The following is a 17387-nucleotide window of genomic DNA, read 5'->3' on the forward strand; positions in this document are numbered from 1 at the left end:
ACCCGTTCGCCGCTCGAGTACCCCGAAGGGCCTTTCCGCTCGACTTGCATGTGTTAAGCACGCCGCCAGCGTTCGTCCTGAGCCAGGATCAAACTCTCCAACAAAAACTTGAAGAAACATCCCAGCAACAAAATATTTGCTGCCAAATCCAGCCCAAGCCAACCCACCAAACAGCAGGCCAACCCAGACCAAAACGGCACTGGCTTTCCAAACACCCTGTTGAGTTCTCAAAGAACAACCACACACCATCAGAACCCCAAACCAGGGCCCCTCCAGAGGCAACCGCTCCAGCCCGCCACTCTCGCGCCAGGCACTTTTACTACTTTACCCGGTGGTTTCCGCCGTGTCAAACCGCTTTGCTGCGATCTGTCGACTTCGTCCACTTTTGGGCACCACAACGTCACCGACTGGTCGTCGCCTTCGTCGTGGTTTCGGCAGACCGGCCGCTTGCGGTTTCCCGCTAGCGCGCCCGGCTCCTGCCGGCGGCTAACCTTACCCGGTCGGTTTCGCCTCGCCAAATCCGCCTAGCGGCGAACTTGGGGCACCGCCCAAGAGGACCACCCAAGCCGTGTGGCCGGGTCAGTCCGAGAGGTCACTTCCAGTGCTCCGGCCGCTCGGGGCATCCGCCCCGTTTTCGTCCGTTCCGCGCTGGCAGAGAGAAAGTTACGCGTCCGAGGGAGTTGCCGTCAAATCCGCCGGACGCGTCCCCGGTCACATCATCAGGATCTAGCTATTTTCGCAGCTCAACACCGGCGAAAGAACGCTTCCCCCGACGCAGGACCAGGTAGCGGCCGTGCAACAGGTCCGCCGGAGTGACGACCGCATCCGCCGAGGACACCCGGTTGTTGTTCAGGTAGGCGCCCCCCTCGGCGATCACTCGACGGGCCTCCTTGTTGCTCGGCACCAGACCAGACTCCTTGAGTAGCCCGACCACGTCGGGCAGCTCGTCGAGGTGGACCAGGCCCGCCTCGGTCAGGGCGGCGCGCAGGGTCGCGGGCGAGAGTTCCGCCAGCGACCCCCGCCCGAACAACGCCTGACTCGCGGCGACCACCTGGGCCATTTCCCGCTCGCCGTGCACCAGGGTGGTCAGCTCCTCAGCGAGCGCCCGCTGGGCGACGCGTGCGGCAGGCCGCTCCGCCGCCTCCTTCTCCAACGCCTCCAGCTCGGCCCGGGAACGGAAGCTGAAGTAGCGCAGGTAGTGGGCGACGTCGCGGTCGTCCGCGTTGAACCAGAACTGGTAGAACGCGTAGGGACTGGTCAGCTCCGAGTCGAGCCAGATCGCCCCACCCTCGGTCTTGCCGAACTTCGTACCGTCCGACTTGGTGGCCAACGGCGTGGTGAACGCCTCCACCGGCCCCGCGCCCCGGCGACGGACGAAGTCGACGCCGGCGGTGATGTTGCCCCACTGGTCGGAGCCGCCGAACTGAAGCTGACACCCGTAGCGTCGGTGCAGTTCGAAAAAGTCGTTGGCCTGGAGCAGCTGGTAGCTGAACTCGGTGAAGCTGACCCCGCTCTCCAATCGGGCCCGCACCACTTCACGCGCCAGCATCCGGTTGATCGGGAAGTGCTTGCCGACATCCCGCAGGAACTGCACCACCGACATCTCGCCGGTCCAGTCCAGGTTGTTGACCAGTTGTGCCGCGTTCGCACCCTGGTACGACACGAAGGGGGCCAGCTGCTCCCGAATCCGGGCCACCCATCCAGCCACCACCTCAGGTGGGTTGAGAACCCGCTCGCCGCTCTCCTTCGGGTCACCGATCTGCCCGGTCGCCCCACCTACCAGCAGCAGCGGCCGGTGGCCGGCGAGCTGGAGCCGCCGGGCGGTGACGACCTGCATGAGGTTGCCGATGTGCAGGCTCGGCGCGGTCGGGTCGAAGCCCACATAGAACGCCGCTCCCGGGCCGTCGAGCAGCGCGCGCAGCTCGTCGAGGCCGGTGGAGTCCTGGATCAGGCCACGCCACCGCAGATCGTCGAAGAGTGTTTCCCGCTCTGACGGCGGGGGGCTGGTGTCGGTCACAGTCCCCGATTCTCCCGCATGACCAGCCGGCACCACTACCGGGATTGCCAGCCCGCTATGCTGGCCGCCCTGCAATGACGAAGGGCTATGCCGTGGACGAGCCAGATCTGACCGGCGGCTTCGTGGCGCTGCTGGGACTGCGCTACGACGAGGTCAGCGCCGACCGGGTGGTCCTCCACTGGCAGGTCCGCCCCGAGCTTCACCAGCCGTACGGCATCCAGCACGGCGGTGTCTACTGCTCGGTGGTAGAGACGGCGGCGAGTATCGGCGCGGCCACCTGGCTGGGCGACCGGGGGCAGGTCGTCGGCGTGTCGAACCAGACCGACTTTCTACGGGCGGTCCGGTCGGGTGAACTGACCGCAGTGGGCACCCCGATCCACCGCGGCCGCAGTCAACAGCTGTGGCAGGTGGAGATCACCGACAACGCTGACCGGCTGGTGGCACGCGGCCAGGTCCGGCTGCAGAACCTGGCGACGACCGGATAGTCGCAGCCGGTGTCTCCCCGCTAGCAGCCGGTGGGCCCCGCTAGGTGGCGGGGAGGTCCAGCACGTACGCGTCGCCCTGCCGGCGGAAGCCGAGCCGGTGATAGTAGGGGGCGACCATTCCCGGCGGGCTGACGACCTGCCGGAACCCCTTGTCGGTGAAGAGCCGGCTACTCCGGTACACGAACTCGCCCGGGGTGAAGTCCCGAAACCGTTTGGTGACGTAGTCGAGGTCGACCTGGGCCACCCCGCCCGGCTCCGCGTGCGCCAGCACCACCCCGACCACCTCGTCGGCCTTGACGACCAGGAACGCGAACCGCTTCCCGCCGCGGTGCCAGGTGAAGCCGGGGTTGAACCGGGCAATGTCCGCCCCATGTACCCGCAGCATGTGTGCCAGGAACCTGTCGTCCATGCCCACCTCGACCACCCCGTAGGTCGCCGCGTCATGGCGGGTCGCCAGCATGCCGCGCAGGTACCACACATTGATGGCGGCCAGCACGACATTCAGACCGACCATCGGCCACACCGCGACCGCCGCGTTGTAGCCGATCAGCACGACACAGCCGACGAGGTTCAGGGCGCGCAGCCGGAGAATCGCGGTCTGCAGCAGCGACCAGACCAACACCGCGGAGCCGGTCCAGCCGATCAGTTCCAGCCAGTTCACCTCGGCGAGGGTAATACCTCAGCTCAGCGCGGGTGCTGGGGCCGGGCCGTCGAGCTCCAAGATCCATTCCTGGACCTCGACGCCGCGCCCGGGGGCGTACCCCTGGTCCTCGCCGGTGACGACGAAGCCGCACTTGCGTAGCACGGCGAGGGAGGCGCGGTTGTCCTTGGCCACCCGAGCGTGCACCGGCCGGCGGGTCAGCTCACCCAGCAAAACGGTGAGCGCACCGGTCGCGTATCCCCGGCCCCAGCGACCTGGATCGATCCAGTAGCTGACCTCGGTGCGTCCTTCGGCGGGGAAGGCGTTCACGTGGCCTACCACCTCAGCACCGACAACCACCGTCCGCGACACCACCGTCGGGTCGGCGCGGATCCGCTTCCAGTGCGCGTCGAACGCGGTGCGATCGGCGGGGTCGGCCGGGCCGAACGCCGCCATCCAGTTAGCCTCGACGTCCTGCTGGTGGCGGAAGAAGAACGGCAGATCACTATCGAGTACGGGGCGCAGGCGCAGATCGGTGGGCATCGCGCGATGGTAGCTCCGGCCGAGGCCGTCGAGCGAAGGACCATTGGCCCCGGGCTTGGGCCGACTGCCCCTGATTGGGTGGTCCCCGGCCCGGCAGGCTGAAGGTGAACGAGCCGAAGGAGGGCAGACATTATGACGAGCAACGCCGGAGCCCCGGTCGTGGTGGGTGTGGACGGTTCCGCCGCCGCGCTGGACGCGGTCCGGGTAGCGGTGCGCGAGGCGGAGTACCGGCAGCGCCCGCTCCGGGTCGTACACGCCTTCATCTGGCCGTTGACCGGCGCCCCGTTGACCCCGGTTCCCGGCGCCCCGGTCACCGCCGGGCTACGCAACCAGGCCGAAGAGTACGTGCGGGAAGCTGTCGAACAGGCCCGCAAGATCTCCCCCGACCTGCGGATCACTGGCGTCGTGGTGGACGGCGCGCCGACTCCGGTGTTGATCGAGGAGGCACAGGAGGCGGTGCTGACGGTGCTCGGCCACCGGGGTCTGGGCGGCTTCGCCGGGCTGCTACTCGGCTCGGTCACCGTGCAGGTCTCCGCCCGCGCGAAGAGCCCGGTGCTGGTCGTGCGAGGTGAACCGCGTGCGGACGGCCCGGTCGTGGTGGGTGTGGACGGTTCACAACTGTCCACCGAGGCAGTCGCCTTCGCATTCGAGGAAGCGGCTCGCCGGGACGCCCCGCTGGTAGCCCTGCACGCCTGGCTCTTCCCCACCCCCGTCGGCCCGGGGGACATCCTGCCCCTGGTCTACGACCTGGACGCCGTCGAGGGCGAGGAGGAGCGGACTCTCGCCGAGTCGCTCGCCGGCTTCGCCGAACGGTATCCGCAGGTGCAGGTACGGCACCGGGTCGTACGAGGCGCTCCGGCGCGGGTGCTGGTCGAGGCGTCGAAGAGCGCCCAGCTGGTGGTCGTCGGCGCACACGGGCGCGGCGCCCTCGGCGGGCTGCTGCTCGGCTCCGTCAGCCACGCCGTCCTGCATCACGGGCACAGCCCCCTGGCCATCGTCCGACACCCCGCTGGATAGCCGCGCCGGCACGGTGAGCAGCAGCGCACCGCTTTCGGCCGCGCCCTGGTAGCTGTGCCGGTTCCCGTTGCCGACGTTGTCCGTAACCCCCGGGTCAGCCACGCCGGCCCGGGGGACAATATGCCGACCGAGTCCGAAAGGGGTGCTGATGAACCGGCCCGTGGTGGTAGGGGTGGATGGCTCACCATCGAGCCTGGTGGCAGCGGAGCACGCCGCCCGCACCGCGGTGCAGCGGTCAACACCGCTGCACCTGGTGCACGGTTACCTGCACCCGTCGGGGTACGGGGTTCCGTTCAACCCGTACGAGTTGGGAATTCCGAAGCCGAACGACGAGGCGCAGTCGATGCTGGAGCGGGCCGCGGCCGACCTGGCCGACCGCTGGCCCGGGCTGACCGTCCAGGTGCGGCAGGTCGCCGGCGGGCCGGGCGCCACGCTCGTCGAGGAGTCCCGCCGGGCGGAGCTGGTCGTGGTGGGTAGCCGGGGTCACGGCGGCTTCGCCGGACTGCTGCTCGGCTCGGTCGGTTCGCAGGTCGCGGCGCACGCGCACTGCCCAGTGCTGGTGGTCCGACCCACCGAAGCACCGGTCGCGCCGGGCGGGCCGGCGCTGGTCGCGGTGGATGGGTCGGAGTCGGCGGAGGTGGCGGTCGGGCAGGCCGCCGACGAGGCCACCCGGCAGCAGACCGAGCTGGTGCTGGTGCACGTCCACACCCCCGGGGCGACCGACGCCGCGGAGGTGCTGGACACCGCGGTGGCGGCGGCCCGCGGCAGCCACCCGGGGTTGGCCGTGACCGCCCGACAGCTGCGGGCGGAGAAGCCGGACCAGGCATTGATCGAGGCAAGCCGAGACGCTGCCCTGATGGTTGTGGGGAGCCGAGGGCGAGGCGGATTCACCGGGATGCTGCTCGGCTCGGTCAGCCAGTCTCTGGTGCAGCACGCCCACTGCCCGGTGCTGGTAGCCCACCCGTACGGTCGAGCACGCTGACCCGTCTCACCGTTGGGCTGGCCCTCCGGCCCACGAGATGAAGCGGCGATAGAGGTCGGATGCTCTATTGACCTGCGAAAGATGGGCATCCGCCTCGGCCATCAGTGCGCTCAGATAGACGCGCAGCGCAACCAGGTTGTCGCGGTACTCGATCAGGAGGGCGCCCTGGGCCGACTGGCACGGCCACTCGGCCCGACAGGTGCCGCAACCCCACAGCGGGCGCATGGGTAGGTGCGGCCGGTCGGCGGCCGGGTCGCCCGGATTCGGGCGTGGGGGCCTTGGGCTGGTCGTCATCGCAGCACCCGGAGCACGACAGCGGCCACGACGATCACCAGGATGAGTGCCGCGATCACCCGGTGCCGGGTGGTGGCGGGCGGTGGAGGCGTGCTCGGCGTACGCGGCCGCACCCGGTCGCCGTCGGGCAACGGCGGCGTGCCGTACGGGTCGGGATGTGCGCGCCGGTCGACGGGCGGGTCGTCGTCGGCCATCACAGCCTCCTCAGTCCGCTGAGCACAGCCTCAAGCACATCGACGCCCGGGTACGAGGTGTGGTACACCCGCGCACGACCCACCACACGACCGCGATTTGCCGTACTCGACAGCTGCTCTGGATCCTTTTCCAGCGCAGCATTCATTGGCCCGTTGTGGACGATCGAATAGGTGTGCGCAGTCCCGGAATTCCAACTGGCACCTGTTCGGCTGTGGCTGGCAAAGCAGACTCCCGGACGTGAACGGATGTTGATAGGCCGCTCCCACACCCCTTGAATATGAGAGCGGCCTGGCAGTACCTCCGGCGGGCTCGGATACCTCCACCGGCTCGCGCCACCTGTTTCCACCATGGGCGTTGACCGCTTACTCTCGGAATACCTCACGCCCGATTGTGGAGAGCGGCAGTCGTTCGAAGCACGGCAGAGAATTGATCTTTCGGACTGTGGAAAGGCGTGGAATCCGTGGCTGTTTCACCCTCCGAGTACCTGTTGCGCGAGCTACGACGGCGGCGCACCGCAGCAGGGCTAACTCAGGCGCAGCTAGGTGAGAGGCTGTTTCTATCGGACTCTCAGGTGAGTGCGATAGAAACTGGCTCTAAAGCCCCAACGCGTGAATACCTAGCCGATATGGATAAAGCACTAGACTTGGGTGACCACTTTGTGACCATATGGGACGAGCTCGTGCGGGGTGACGCTACGCCTGTCTGGCTACGTGAGTGGCTGGTGGTTGAGCGCGAGGCGATATTGCTGCGGTGGTACGAGCCTGCCTACGTGCCGGGCATCTTCCAGACGGAGGCGTACGCGCGAGCAACGTTGAGTAGCGGCCTTCTGAAGCCGGACGAGGTTGAGGAGCGAGTCGCATCCCGACTAGAGCGACAATCGGCCTTGACCAGCAGTACGCCAACACACCTCGTGGCGGTCCTGGACGTGATGGTCTTACGCCGACAGATTGCCGGGCAGCCGGAGGTAATGAAAGATCAAATCGAACATATGATCAAACTAGCCACGCTACCGCACGTGCAGGTCCTCGTAGTTCCCGAGGAGGCCGGCATCTACCCTGGACTTCAGGGCGGATTCATCCTGGCGACAATTGAGGACGGCAGCGTCGCGGCACATCTAGACCACCAGGTTGAGGCGCGGGTGGTGAACCAGCCGGATCGACTTGCTACTCTCCACCGCGTCTGGGAGGTAGTTCGAAGTGAAAGCCTCTCACATAGACAGTCACTCGAAGTTATCAAGAAAGCGGCGCAGACATGGACATGACAGGTGCCAAGTGGCACAAGTCGACTTACTCGGGTGCTAACGGCGGATCTTGCGTGGAGGTGGCGAACAACCTTCCCGGCGTCGTGTTCGTACGCGACACCAAGGACCGAGATGGCGGTAGCCTCCGCTTCAACCCCCAGGCGTGGCAGGCATTCGTCGCGCAGCTCCCCGAACAGCACTGACCACCGTCAACGCCAAGGCCCGACTCGCGGGGAGTCGGGCCTTCGCGCTAGAAGCTTCAGCTATCGCGGGCGACCTCGGACGAGGGCCCAGTTCCAGCACCGGGGCGAGCGGAACGTCGCCGGGGTGTGTGGCGACGGTAGGTGCTGACGGTCGGGTCGCCGGCGATCCAGAACCGCCACGGCACGTCGTGCGCCCCGGTGACGCCGACCCGTGGCCCGGCCGATACGGCCGCTTCCGGCACTGGTTCGAGGGGTGGGCGCAGCCGGATCGGGCCGTCGCCGAGCAGGTACTGCCCGTACGCCGAGCGGTCAACGCCCAGTGCGGAGCAGAGCCGGGCCGGCCCTCGGGCGAGGTCGCGGTCGGATCGCGCCGTCTGACGGCGGGACCGGGCGTGAGCGTGGCCGGCGACCACTTCTCCCGCCCGCACCAGCACCGCTGCCGCCTCGCCGTCCGGCCCGGTCACCACGTTCAGCGCCCAGTGCATGCCGTACGTGAAGTAGACGTAGACGTGCCCGGCCGGGCCGAACATCGCCGCGTTGCGGGGAGTGCGCCCCCGGTGGGCGTGTGAGGCCGGGTCCTGGGCGGTGCCCGCGTACGCCTCGACCTCGGTGATGCGGAGGGTGACCTCGCCGGCGGAAAGACGGGCGCCGAGCAGGCCGCGCGCCGCCGGCACCACCGGCCCGCCGAGCAGGACGGCTAGTCGCGCGAGATCATCCACGGCTGCGACCCTATCCTGGGGTGATGCGGGTCGCCAGAGCTATGGATTAGGTCAGCCTTACCTTAGAGTCGATGCTCGTGACCTCCGCATCCGCCCTGTTCCCGGCCGTGCAGGTGCCGTTCGTCCGCGACCTGGCAACGCATGGCGAACGCACCGCGATCGTCACCCGGGACGGGGAGATCTCGTACACCGACCTCGCCGCCCGGGTCGCGCGAACCGCCGAGCAGCTCGGCGTGGGGCGACGGCTCGTGCTGGTCGTCGGCGCGAACACGGTCGACTCGCTGGTGGCGTACCTGGCCGCGATGCACGCGGGTCACCCGGTCCTGTTGGTGCCCGACGACCGGGCCTCGGCGCTCGCCGGCCTGATCGAGGCGTACGACCCGGACGTGCTGGTCAGCGGCGCCGACGAGGGCTGGCGGGTCGAGCACCGCCGCGCCACCTCCGCGCACGACCTGCACCCCGACCTGGCCCTGCTGCTCTCCACCTCCGGGTCGACCGGCTCCCCGAAGCTGGTCCGGCTCTCCCACACCAACCTGCAGGCCAATGCGGAGGCGATCGGCGAGTACCTGGGTATCCGCGACACCGACCGGGCGGCCACCAGCCTGCCACTGCACTACTGCTACGGCCTGTCAGTGGTCAACAGCCACCTGGCCCGAGGCGCCGCGCTGGTGTTGACCGACCTGTCGGTCGCCGACACCTGCTTCTGGGAGCTGTTCCGGGATGCCCGCGCCACCACCCTCGCCGGAGTGCCGTACACCTTCGACCTGTTGGACCGGGTCGGCTTCGCCGCCATGGACCTGCCGCACCTGCGTTACGTCACCCAGGCCGGTGGTCGACTCGCACCGGAGCGGGTACGTCAGTACGCCGAGCTGGGTCGGGGTGCGGGCTGGGACTTCTTCGTCATGTACGGGCAGACCGAGGCGACCGCGCGGATGGCGTACCTCCCGCCGGACCTCGCCTTGGACCACCCGTCGGCGATCGGGGTGCCGGTGCCCGGTGGCGACTTCCGGCTCGCCCCGGTCGCCGACCATCCGGACCCGGAGGTCGGCGAGCTGGTCTACGCCGGCCCGAACGTCATGCTCGGCTACGCCCACTCTCCCGCCGATCTGACACTGGGTCGCACCGTTGACGAGCTGCACACCGGCGACCTGGCTCGGCGTACCAGTGCCGGAGTGTGGGAGATCGTCGGCCGCCGGAGCCAATTCGCCAAGATCCTCGGGCTGCGGGTCGACCCGCAGCAGATCGAGGCGCTGCTGTCCGCGCACGATGTCACCGCCAGCTGCGTCGGCGGTGACGACGAACTGATCGTGGCGACCGTCGGCGCCGAAGACCCACGCCGGGTGCGCCTCCTGGTCGCTGGGGAGGTGGGGCTGCCACCTCGGGCCGTGCGGGTACTCCCCCTGGCCGAGTTGCCCCGGCTCGCCTCCGGCAAGCCCGACCTGGTGACGCTGCGTGGGCTCGCCGTCGAGAGCTCGCCACCGCCGGCGGCGCCGGCCGGCGACCTCTGCACGCTGTATGCGGAGGTGCTTGACCGCACCGACGTCACGCCGGATCGCAGCTTCGTCGACCTCGGCGGGGACTCCCTGTCGTACGTCGAGATGTCGGTGCGGTTGGAGCGGGAGCTGGGTGACCTGCCGGCGGACTGGCACACCCTGCCGATCGCAGACCTGCGCCGATCCACCGCAGCTCCCGGAAGCGCTCCCCGGCCACGCCGGCGGCGTTCGCTGGAGACCAGTGTGGCGCTGCGGGCGGCGGCGATCGTGTTGATCGTCGGCTCACACATCCCGCTGTTCACCATCACCGGTGGGGCGCACCTACTGCTCGCGGTGGCCGGGTTCAACTTCGCCCGGTTCCAGCTCACCACCGCCGGGCGGGGAGAGCGGCTGCGGCAGATCGGCATCAGCCTGCTGCGCATCGTGCTGCCCACGGTGGCGTGGATCGGTGCGGTGATGCTGGTCAACGACCAGTACCGACTGAGCACCCTACTGCTGGCCAACAGCATCCTGCGGCCCGACGACGCCCCACACGGCTGGCACTTCTGGTTTATCGAGACGGTGGTCTACCTCCTGGTGGCGCTGGCCGCGCTACTCGGCCTACGCCGGGCCGACCGCTGGGAGCGGCGGTACCCGTTCGCGTTTCCGCTGGGGCTGACCGCGGTCGCGCTGCTCGGCCGGTACGACGTCTTCGGCCTCGACGCGGGCCACGACCTGCCGGCGGCGCTCGTGGCCGGCTGGCTGTTCACACTCGGCTGGACGGCCGCCCGGGCCGACGGGGTATGGCAGCGGCTGTTGGTCACGCTCGCCGCGGTGGCCACCGTGCCGGGCTTCTTCGGGCAGCCGGCCCGCGAAGCCCTGATCGTGGCCGGCTTCGCGCTACTGACCTGGCTGCCGACCGTGCCCAGTCTGGGCGTGCTGAACAAGGTGGCCGGGGTGCTCGCCGGTAGCTCGCTCTACATCTACCTGACCCACTGGCAGGTCTACCCACACCTGCGGGAGCTGCCGCTGGTCGCCCTCGCCGCGTCGCTCGCGCTCGGCATCGCGTACGCCGCGCTGGTCAGCCGCGTCTGGCGGTGGGCCGCCACCCGCCGCCCGGCCCGGCTGCGCTGACCCTGCTGACGGGCGGGGGCGGTCCGCTGCGCGAACCGCCCCCGCCCGTCGATGAACTGGTCAGGTGAACTGGTCAGCGGGGAACGACCTGCTCGGCCGCCCACTCCCGCCAGCCGGTGAGCTGGTCGGCGGCGGCGGCGAGCTGCTCGGCGACCGGTCCCGGGCCGGTGGAGCCGGGAGTGGTGCGGGCGGCGAGTGCGCTCTGGACCGACAGCACGTCGCGCACCGACGGGTCGAGGTGCTCGCTGACCGCGGCGAGGTCGGCGTCGGAGACCTCGTCGAGCGCGCAGTCCCGGGCCACACAGAGCGCCACCAGCCGGCCGGTGATCTCGTGCGCCTCACGGAACGGTACCCCGCGGCGGACCAGCCAGTCGGCCACCTCGGTGGCGAGCGAGAAGCCCTCCGGTGCGGCGGCGACCAGCCGGTCGGCCCGTACCGTCATCGTGGAGATCATCCCCGCGAGGGCCGGCAGGAGCAGCTCCAGCGTGTCCACCGCGTCGAAGGCGGGCTCCTTGTCCTCCTGCATGTCCCGGTCGTAGGTCATCGGCAGACCCTTGAGCATGGTGAGTACGCCCACCAGCCCCCCGACGAGCCGGCCGGACTTGCCTCGGGCCAACTCGGCGATGTCCGCGTTCTTCTTCTGCGGCATGATCGACGAGCCGGTGGCGAAGGCGTCATCCAGCTCCACCCAACCGAACTCCGGCGACGTCCACAGCACCACTTCCTCGCCGAGGCGGGACAGGTGCACGCCGATCAACGCGGTGGTGAAGAGGAACTCGGCGACGAAGTCCCGGTCGGCGACGGCGTCCATCGAGTTGGCGAAGGACGTACGGAAGCCCAGTTCCCGGGCGACCGCCACCGGGTCCAGCGGCAGACCGGAGCCGGCGAGCGCACCGGCTCCGAGCGGGCTGATCGCGGTGCGGTGGTCCCAGTCGCGCAGCCGCTGTAGGTCGCGCAGCAGCGGCTGCACATGGGCGAGCAGCCAGTGCCCGAAGGTGACCGGCTGCGCGGGCTGCAGGTGGGTCATGCCCGGCGTCGCGGTGTCCACGTGCCGTCCGGCCTGCTCGACCAACGCCTCGGCCAGCTCGACCAGCGCAGCGGCCACGCCCCGGGCGTGGTCGCGCAGGTAGAGCCGCAGGTCCGTGGCGACCTGGTCGTTGCGGGAGCGGCCGGCGCGCAGCTTGCCGCCGAGCCGGCCGAGCCGTTCCAGCAGCCCCCGCTCCAGGGCGGTGTGCACGTCCTCGTCGTCAACGGTGGGCCGGAACGTGCCGGCGGCGCAGGCGGCCTCCAGGTCGTCCAGGGCCGCCAGGATCTGCCCCAGCTCCTCGGCGTCCAGCAGGCCGGCACCGGCCAGGACCCGGGCGTGCGCCCGGGACCCCGCGAGGTCGTAGGGGGCGAGCCGCCAGTCGAACTGCACGCTCACCGACAGCCGTGCGAGCGCCTCGGCCGGGCCGCCGGCGAAGCGGGCCCCCCACAGGCTGGTCCGGTTGGTGGCTGCGCTCTTCTCGGTCAGGCTCGTGTCGTCCACCCCGCCCATTGTGGCAGCGCTCACCGCGCCCCACCCAGCCGGGCGTCCCGCTCCGCCGACATCTTGCTGGGCAGGCCCCACAGCTGCACGAACCCCTTGGCCAGGGACTGGTCGAAGGTGTCACCGGTGTCGTAGGTGGCCATGCCGAAGTCGTACAGGCTGGCCTCGGACCGTCGACCGGTGGCGGTGACCCGGCCGCCGTGCAGGGTGAGCCGTACCTCGCCGGAGACGTGCTGCTGCGAGTCGTCGACGAAGGCGTCCAGCGCGTCCTTCAGCGGGGAGAACCACAGGCCGTCGTAGACCAGCTCGCCCCAGCGCTGGTCCACGCTCCGCTTGAACCGGGCGAGGTCGCGCTCGACGGTGACGGCCTCCAGCTCCTGGTGGGCGGTGATCAGCGCGATCGCGCCCGGCGCCTCGTACACCTCGCGGCTCTTGATCCCGACGAGCCGGTCCTCGACCATGTCCAGCCGGCCGATGCCCTGCGCGCCGGCACGCCGGTTCAGCTCCACGATCGCCTGGTACGGGGTGACCGTCTCCCCATCGATCGCGACCGGGTTACCGGCGTCGAAGGTGATGACGACCTCGTCCGCGTCCCGCGGCTGGGCCGGGTCGGCGGTGTACGAGTACAGGTCCTCGATCGGCGGGTTCCAGATGTCCTCCAGGAAGCCGGTCTCGACGGCCCGGCCCCACAGGTTCTGGTCGATCGAGTAGGGCGACTTCGCCGACACGTCGATCGGCAGCCCCTTCTCCTCGGCGAACGCGATCGCCTTGTCCCGGGTCCAGGCGTAGTCCCGGGCCGGCGCGACGATCCGCAGATCCGGGGCGAGCGCCCCCAGGCCGACCTCGAAGCGAACCTGGTCGTTGCCCTTGCCGGTGCACCCGTGCGACACGATGGTGCCGCCGTGCTTGCGGGCCGCGGCCACCAGATGCTTGACGATCAGCGGCCGGGAGAGGGCGGAGACCAGCGGGTACCGGTCCATGTAGAGGGAGTTGGCCCGGATCGCGGGCAGGCAGTACTCGGCGGCGAACTCGTCGCGCGCGTCAACCACCTCGGACTCCACGGCCCCGCAGTCGAGCGCCCGCTGCCGGATTACCTCCAGGTCCTCGCCGCCCTGCCCGACGTCGACCGCCACGGCGATCACTTCGGCGCCGGTCTGCTCGGCCAGGTACGGGATGGCGACGGAGGTGTCCAGTCCTCCGGAGTACGCCAGAACGACCCGCTCAGTCATGATGTGATGCTCCTTTCAACGTTGTCTTCGCGGCGGGCCCAGCCGGCGAGTTGGTCACCGAGCGCGGCTCCGCCGTCGGCCTCGCGGGCCACGACGAGGATGGTGTCGTCGCCGGCGATCGTGCCGACGACCTCGGGCAGGCCGGCGCGGTCCAACGCGCTGGCCAGGAACTGGGCCGCACCCGGTGGGGTACGGAGCACGGCGATGTTGCCGCTGGCGTCAACCCCGTTGAGCAGCTCGCGCAGCAGGCGCACGAGGCGCGCCGGCGCGGTCTCGGCCTCCCGCAACGGACGCTGGCCGTCCTCCGGGATCAGGTAGACCCCGCGTCCGTCGCCACCGCGCACGGTCACCGCGCCGAGTTCCTTGAGATCCCGGGAGAGGGTCGCCTGGGTGGTCTGGATGCCGTCCCCGGCCAGCAGGTCGCCCAGCTCGGTCTGCGAGTGGATCGCCTTGTCCCGGATCAGCTCGACGATCCGGGCGTGCCGGGCGGCGCGGGTCAGCGGGGCGCTCATGCGCTCTGCCCGGTGGTGCTGCCCGACGCCGGCGCGTCCGGGGAGGTTCCGAGGAGGAACGTCAGCAGCGCCTTCTGGGCGTGCAGCCGGTTCTCCGCCTGGTCGAAGACGGCGCTCTGCGCGCCGTCGAGCACCTCATCGGTGATCTCGTCGCCGCGGTGCGCGGGCAGGCAGTGCAGCACGATCGCGTGCGGCGCGGCGTGTGCGAGCAGCGCGGTGTTGACCTGGTACGGGCGGAAGGGGATGATCCGGTCCAGCCCGTCGGACTCCTGCCCCATCGAGGTCCAGGTGTCGGTGGCGACAACGTCGGCGTCGCGGACCGCCGCCACCGGGTCGGTGCCGGTCCGCACCGACCCGCCGGTGCCGGCGGCGATCTTCTCCGCCCGGGCCAGCACCGCCGGGTCCGGGCTGAACCCGGCGGGGCCGGCGATCCGGACGTGCATGCCGGCGGCGGCGCCGGACAGCAGGTACGAGTGGCACATGTTGTTCGCCGTGTCACCCAGGTACGCCAGCGTCCGTCCGGCGGTGCCGCCGAGGTGCTCGCGGATGGTGAGCAGGTCGGCCAGGAGCTGGCACGGGTGGTACATGTCGGTGAGCGCGTTGATCACGGGCACGGTCGCGTGCGCGGCGATCTCGGCGATCCGCTCGTCCCCGTGGGTGCGCAGCACGATCGCCGCCACGTAACGGGAGAGCACCCGCCCGACGTCGGCGAGGGTTTCGCCGCGGCCGAGGTGGGTCACCTGGCTGTCCACCACCAGCGGATGCCCGCCCAGCTCGGCGATGCCGACGTCGAAGGACATCCGGGTACGCAGGCTCGGCTTGTCGAAGAGCACCGCCACCGATCGCGGGCCGGCCAGGGGGCGGTATCCGAAGCGGTCCGCCTTCATGCCGGCGGCCAGGTCGAGCACGGTCGCCTGTTCGGCGGGGGTGAGGTCGTCGTCCCGCAGGAAGTGCCGGATCATGCCCTGGCCTCCGTCGTGGTTGGGGTGGTCGGGGTCGGAATTCTGGCCGGTTGGGCCGGCGGGCTGGGGTTGCCCGGACCCGTTGACCGGGGCCCGGCGGCCGGGGTCGAGTCGGCGGCGACACGGGTCGCGTCGAGGGCGGCCGGCAGGGCGGCCAGGAAGGCGTCGGCCTGGTCGGCGGTGAGAATCAGCGGTGGGGCGAGCCGGATGACGCCCGGCTGCACCGCGTTGGCCAGGAAGCCCGCCTCCCGCAGCGCCTCAACGGTGACCGCCGCCACCGGCGCGGTCAGCACGATCCCGAGCAGCAGGCCGGCGCCCCGTACCTCGGCGACCAGTGGATGTTTGAGCGCCTGGATACCCCGCCGTAGCCGGTCCCCGACCCGCGCGACGTGGTCGAGCAGCCCGGTGCCGGCGATCGTGGACAGCACCGCCAGCCCGGCGGCGCAGCTGATCGGGTTCCCCCCGAAGGTGGTGCCGTGTGAGCCGGGGCGCAGCAGGTCGGCGGCGGGGCCGAAGGCGATGCAGGCGCCGAGCGGCAGGCCACCGCCGAGGCCCTTGGCGAGCGTCACCACGTCCGGTTCGATGCCCTCGGCCTGGTGGGCGAACCAGTGCCCGGTGCGGCCGATACCGGTCTGCACCTCGTCGAGCACCAGCAGGGCGCCGTGCTCGGCGGTGATCCGGCGGGCCTCGGCGAGATAGCCGGCGGGCGGTACGACGATGCCGTTCTCCCCCTGGATCGGCTCCAGGATCACCATCGCGGTCGCGTCGGTGACGGCCGCGGCCAGCGCGGCGCTGTCGCCGTAGTCGACATGGGTGACGGTGGCGGGCAGCGGACGGAACGGGTCGGCCTTGGCCGGCTGGCCGGTGAGCGCCAGCGCCCCCATGGTGCGGCCGTGGAAGCCGCCCCGGGTCGCGACGACCTCGGTCCGTCCGGTGAGCCGGGAGACCTTGAACGCCGTCTCGTTCGCTTCGGCGCCCGAGTTGGCGAAGAAGACCCGTCCCGGGCGGCCGGCGAGGGCGAGCAGCAGCTCGGCCAGGGCCACCGGCGGCTCGGCGGCGTACAGGTTCGACACATGGCCCAGCGTGGCGACCTGCTTGGAAACCGCGGAGACCACCGCCGGGTGGGCGTGGCCCAGGGTGTTGACGGCGATGCCGCCGAGCAGGTCCACGTACTCCCGGCCGGCCTCGTCGACCACCACGGCGCCGGCCCCGCCGACCAGCGCGAGCGGCGGCGTGCCATAGCTGTCCATCATCGATTCTTGCCAGCGGTCACGGAGCGGGCTCATCCGGGAATCACCATGGTTCCGAAGCCTTCCGAGGTAAAAATCTCCAGCAGGGTCGAGTGCGCGACCCGCCCGTCCACGACGTGCGCGGCGGGCACGCCCCCGCGCACCGCCCGCAGGCACGCCTCCATCTTTGGGACCATCCCCGACTCCAGGGACGGCAGCAGCTTCGCCAGCTCGTTCGCGGTGACCTCACCGACGAGGCTGGACCGGTCCGGCCAGTTGGCGTACAGGCCCGGCACGTCGGTCAGGACAACCAGCTTGCGCGCCCCCAGCTCGATCGCCATCGCCGCCGCGGCGGTGTCCGCGTTGAGGTTGTGCGGCACGCCATCCGCATCCGGGGCCACGGTCGAGAGCACCGGGATCCGGCCGGCCTCGAGCAGATCGGTTACCACCGAGATGTCCGCCGACTCCACATCGCCGACCTGGCCGACGTCGACCGGCCGCCCATCGACGTACGCCGAGCGTCGGACCGCGGTGAACAGACCCGCGTCCTCGCCGGAGAGCCCCATCGCGAACGGACCGTGCGCGTTGATCAGCCCGACCAGTTCCCGGCCGACCTGACCCAGCAGCACCATCCGGACCACGTCCATCACCTCCGGCGTGGTGACCCGCAGCCCGCCCCGGAACTCGCTGTCGATGCCGAGCCGGTCCAGCATCACCGAGATCTGCGGGCCGCCGCCGTGCACCACGACCGGCTTCAGGCCGGCGTAGCGGAGAAAGACCATGTCCGCGGCGAACGCCCGCCGCAGCTCCGGGTCGGTCATGGCGTTGCCGCCGTACTTGACCACGACGGTCGAGCCCGCGAACCGGGCCAGCCACGGCAGCGCCTCGATCAGGGTGGCGGCCTTGGCCTGAGCGCCGGTGAGATCCGCGGTGGAGCTCATGCCTGAACCTGCCTTCCATGCCGGGTTGCGGTGCCGCGCCACGCG

At 70.3% G+C, this 17387-nt stretch carries 18 protein-coding genes and 1 rRNA gene; 6 read left to right on the plus strand and 13 right to left on the minus strand.

Going from position 1 to position 17387, the window contains the following annotated elements:
* A 16S ribosomal RNA gene (locus B116_RS0117790) occupies positions 1-104 on the minus strand; the annotation flags it as partial.
* Between the two features lie 626 nt (positions 105-730).
* Complete coding sequence (tyrS, locus tag B116_RS0117795; RefSeq protein ID WP_018722852.1) at positions 731-2017, minus strand: tyrosine--tRNA ligase; 1287 nt, start codon at positions 2015-2017, stop codon at positions 731-733.
* A 74-nt stretch (positions 2018-2091) separates the two neighbouring features.
* Here tyrS and B116_RS0117800 point away from each other — a divergent pair, with 74 nt between their 5' ends.
* The gene (locus tag B116_RS0117800; protein ID WP_027660847.1) at positions 2092-2502 is read left to right on the plus strand and encodes a PaaI family thioesterase; all 411 of its coding nucleotides are present in this window, start codon (positions 2092-2094) and stop codon (positions 2500-2502) included.
* Positions 2503-2542: 40 nt separating this feature from the next.
* Here the strand turns inward: B116_RS0117800 and B116_RS0117805 are convergent, their stop codons facing one another.
* Positions 2543-3163, minus strand: coding sequence for a hypothetical protein (locus tag B116_RS0117805; protein WP_027660848.1), 621 nt, complete (start codon positions 3161-3163; stop codon positions 2543-2545).
* 18 nt (positions 3164-3181) lie between these two features.
* A complete protein-coding gene (locus B116_RS0117810) occupies positions 3182-3685 on the minus strand; it encodes a GNAT family N-acetyltransferase (protein WP_027660849.1) in 504 nt (167 codons plus the stop codon).
* A 132-nt stretch (positions 3686-3817) separates the two neighbouring features.
* On the opposite strand from B116_RS0117810, the gene B116_RS0117815 reads away from it, so the two are divergent.
* Entirely contained in the window at positions 3818-4702 is an 885-nt protein-coding gene (locus tag B116_RS0117815) for a universal stress protein (RefSeq protein ID WP_018722848.1), read from the plus strand.
* Between the two features lie 142 nt (positions 4703-4844).
* Positions 4845-5684, plus strand: a complete 840-nt coding sequence (locus B116_RS0117820) for a universal stress protein (RefSeq protein WP_018722847.1) — start codon at positions 4845-4847, stop codon at positions 5682-5684.
* A 6-nt stretch (positions 5685-5690) separates the two neighbouring features.
* On the opposite strand, the gene B116_RS26885 is transcribed toward B116_RS0117820, so the two are convergent.
* Positions 5691-5978 carry a hypothetical protein gene (locus B116_RS26885; RefSeq protein ID WP_027660850.1) on the minus strand — a complete coding sequence of 96 codons (288 nt, stop codon included), beginning with the start codon at positions 5976-5978 and terminating at the stop codon, positions 5691-5693.
* Positions 5975-6172, minus strand: a complete 198-nt coding sequence (locus B116_RS0117830) for a hypothetical protein (RefSeq protein WP_018722845.1) — start codon at positions 6170-6172, stop codon at positions 5975-5977. Before B116_RS0117830 ends, B116_RS26885 begins: the two co-directional genes overlap by 4 nt.
* Positions 6173-6624: 452 nt before the next feature.
* On the opposite strand from B116_RS0117830, the gene B116_RS0117835 reads away from it, so the two are divergent.
* Together B116_RS0117835 and B116_RS0117840 are read left to right on the plus strand one after the other, a co-directional pair.
* Positions 6625-7434: a helix-turn-helix domain-containing protein gene (locus B116_RS0117835; RefSeq protein ID WP_027660851.1), complete on the plus strand. Its 810-nt coding sequence runs from the start codon at positions 6625-6627 to the stop codon at positions 7432-7434.
* Positions 7431-7616, plus strand: coding sequence for a DUF397 domain-containing protein (locus B116_RS0117840; RefSeq protein ID WP_025617771.1), 186 nt, complete (start codon positions 7431-7433; stop codon positions 7614-7616). The genes B116_RS0117835 and B116_RS0117840 overlap by 4 nt, the downstream gene beginning before the upstream one ends.
* A 56-nt stretch (positions 7617-7672) precedes the next feature.
* Here B116_RS0117840 and B116_RS0117845 read toward each other — a convergent pair whose 3' ends face one another.
* Positions 7673-8335, minus strand: a complete 663-nt coding sequence (locus tag B116_RS0117845; protein WP_027660852.1) for a DNA-3-methyladenine glycosylase — start codon at positions 8333-8335, stop codon at positions 7673-7675.
* A gap of 71 nt (positions 8336-8406) precedes the next feature.
* Between B116_RS0117845 and B116_RS0117850 the strand changes: the two genes are divergently transcribed.
* Positions 8407-10941, plus strand: a complete 2535-nt coding sequence (locus B116_RS0117850; RefSeq protein ID WP_027660853.1) for an AMP-binding protein — start codon at positions 8407-8409, stop codon at positions 10939-10941.
* A gap of 73 nt (positions 10942-11014) precedes the next feature.
* Here B116_RS0117850 and argH read toward each other — a convergent pair whose 3' ends face one another.
* From argH to argB, 6 genes are read right to left on the minus strand one after another with little or no spacing between them, the layout of a single operon-like run.
* Entirely contained in the window at positions 11015-12478 is a 1464-nt protein-coding gene (gene argH / locus B116_RS0117855; RefSeq protein WP_018722840.1) for an argininosuccinate lyase, read from the minus strand.
* Between the two features lie 11 nt (positions 12479-12489).
* Entirely contained in the window at positions 12490-13698 is a 1209-nt protein-coding gene (locus B116_RS0117860) for an argininosuccinate synthase (RefSeq protein ID WP_027660854.1), read from the minus strand.
* A complete protein-coding gene (locus B116_RS0117865) occupies positions 13695-14210 on the minus strand; it encodes an arginine repressor (protein WP_018722838.1) in 516 nt (171 codons plus the stop codon). Before B116_RS0117865 ends, B116_RS0117860 begins: the two co-directional genes overlap by 4 nt.
* Positions 14207-15172, minus strand: coding sequence for an ornithine carbamoyltransferase (argF, locus tag B116_RS0117870; RefSeq protein ID WP_027660855.1), 966 nt, complete (start codon positions 15170-15172; stop codon positions 14207-14209). Before argF ends, B116_RS0117865 begins: the two co-directional genes overlap by 4 nt.
* Positions 15169-16458, minus strand: a complete 1290-nt coding sequence (locus B116_RS0117875; RefSeq protein ID WP_027660856.1) for an acetylornithine transaminase — start codon at positions 16456-16458, stop codon at positions 15169-15171. The genes argF and B116_RS0117875 overlap by 4 nt, the downstream gene beginning before the upstream one ends.
* On the minus strand, positions 16455-17342 hold the full coding sequence (gene argB / locus B116_RS0117880) for an acetylglutamate kinase (RefSeq protein ID WP_027660857.1): 888 nt from the start codon (positions 17340-17342) through the stop codon (positions 16455-16457). Before argB ends, B116_RS0117875 begins: the two co-directional genes overlap by 4 nt.
* Positions 17343-17387 lie beyond the last annotated feature (45 nt).

Source organism: Salinispora fenicalii, assembly GCF_000514815.1.
Lineage (GTDB): Bacteria > Actinomycetota > Actinomycetes > Mycobacteriales > Micromonosporaceae > Micromonospora > Micromonospora fenicalii.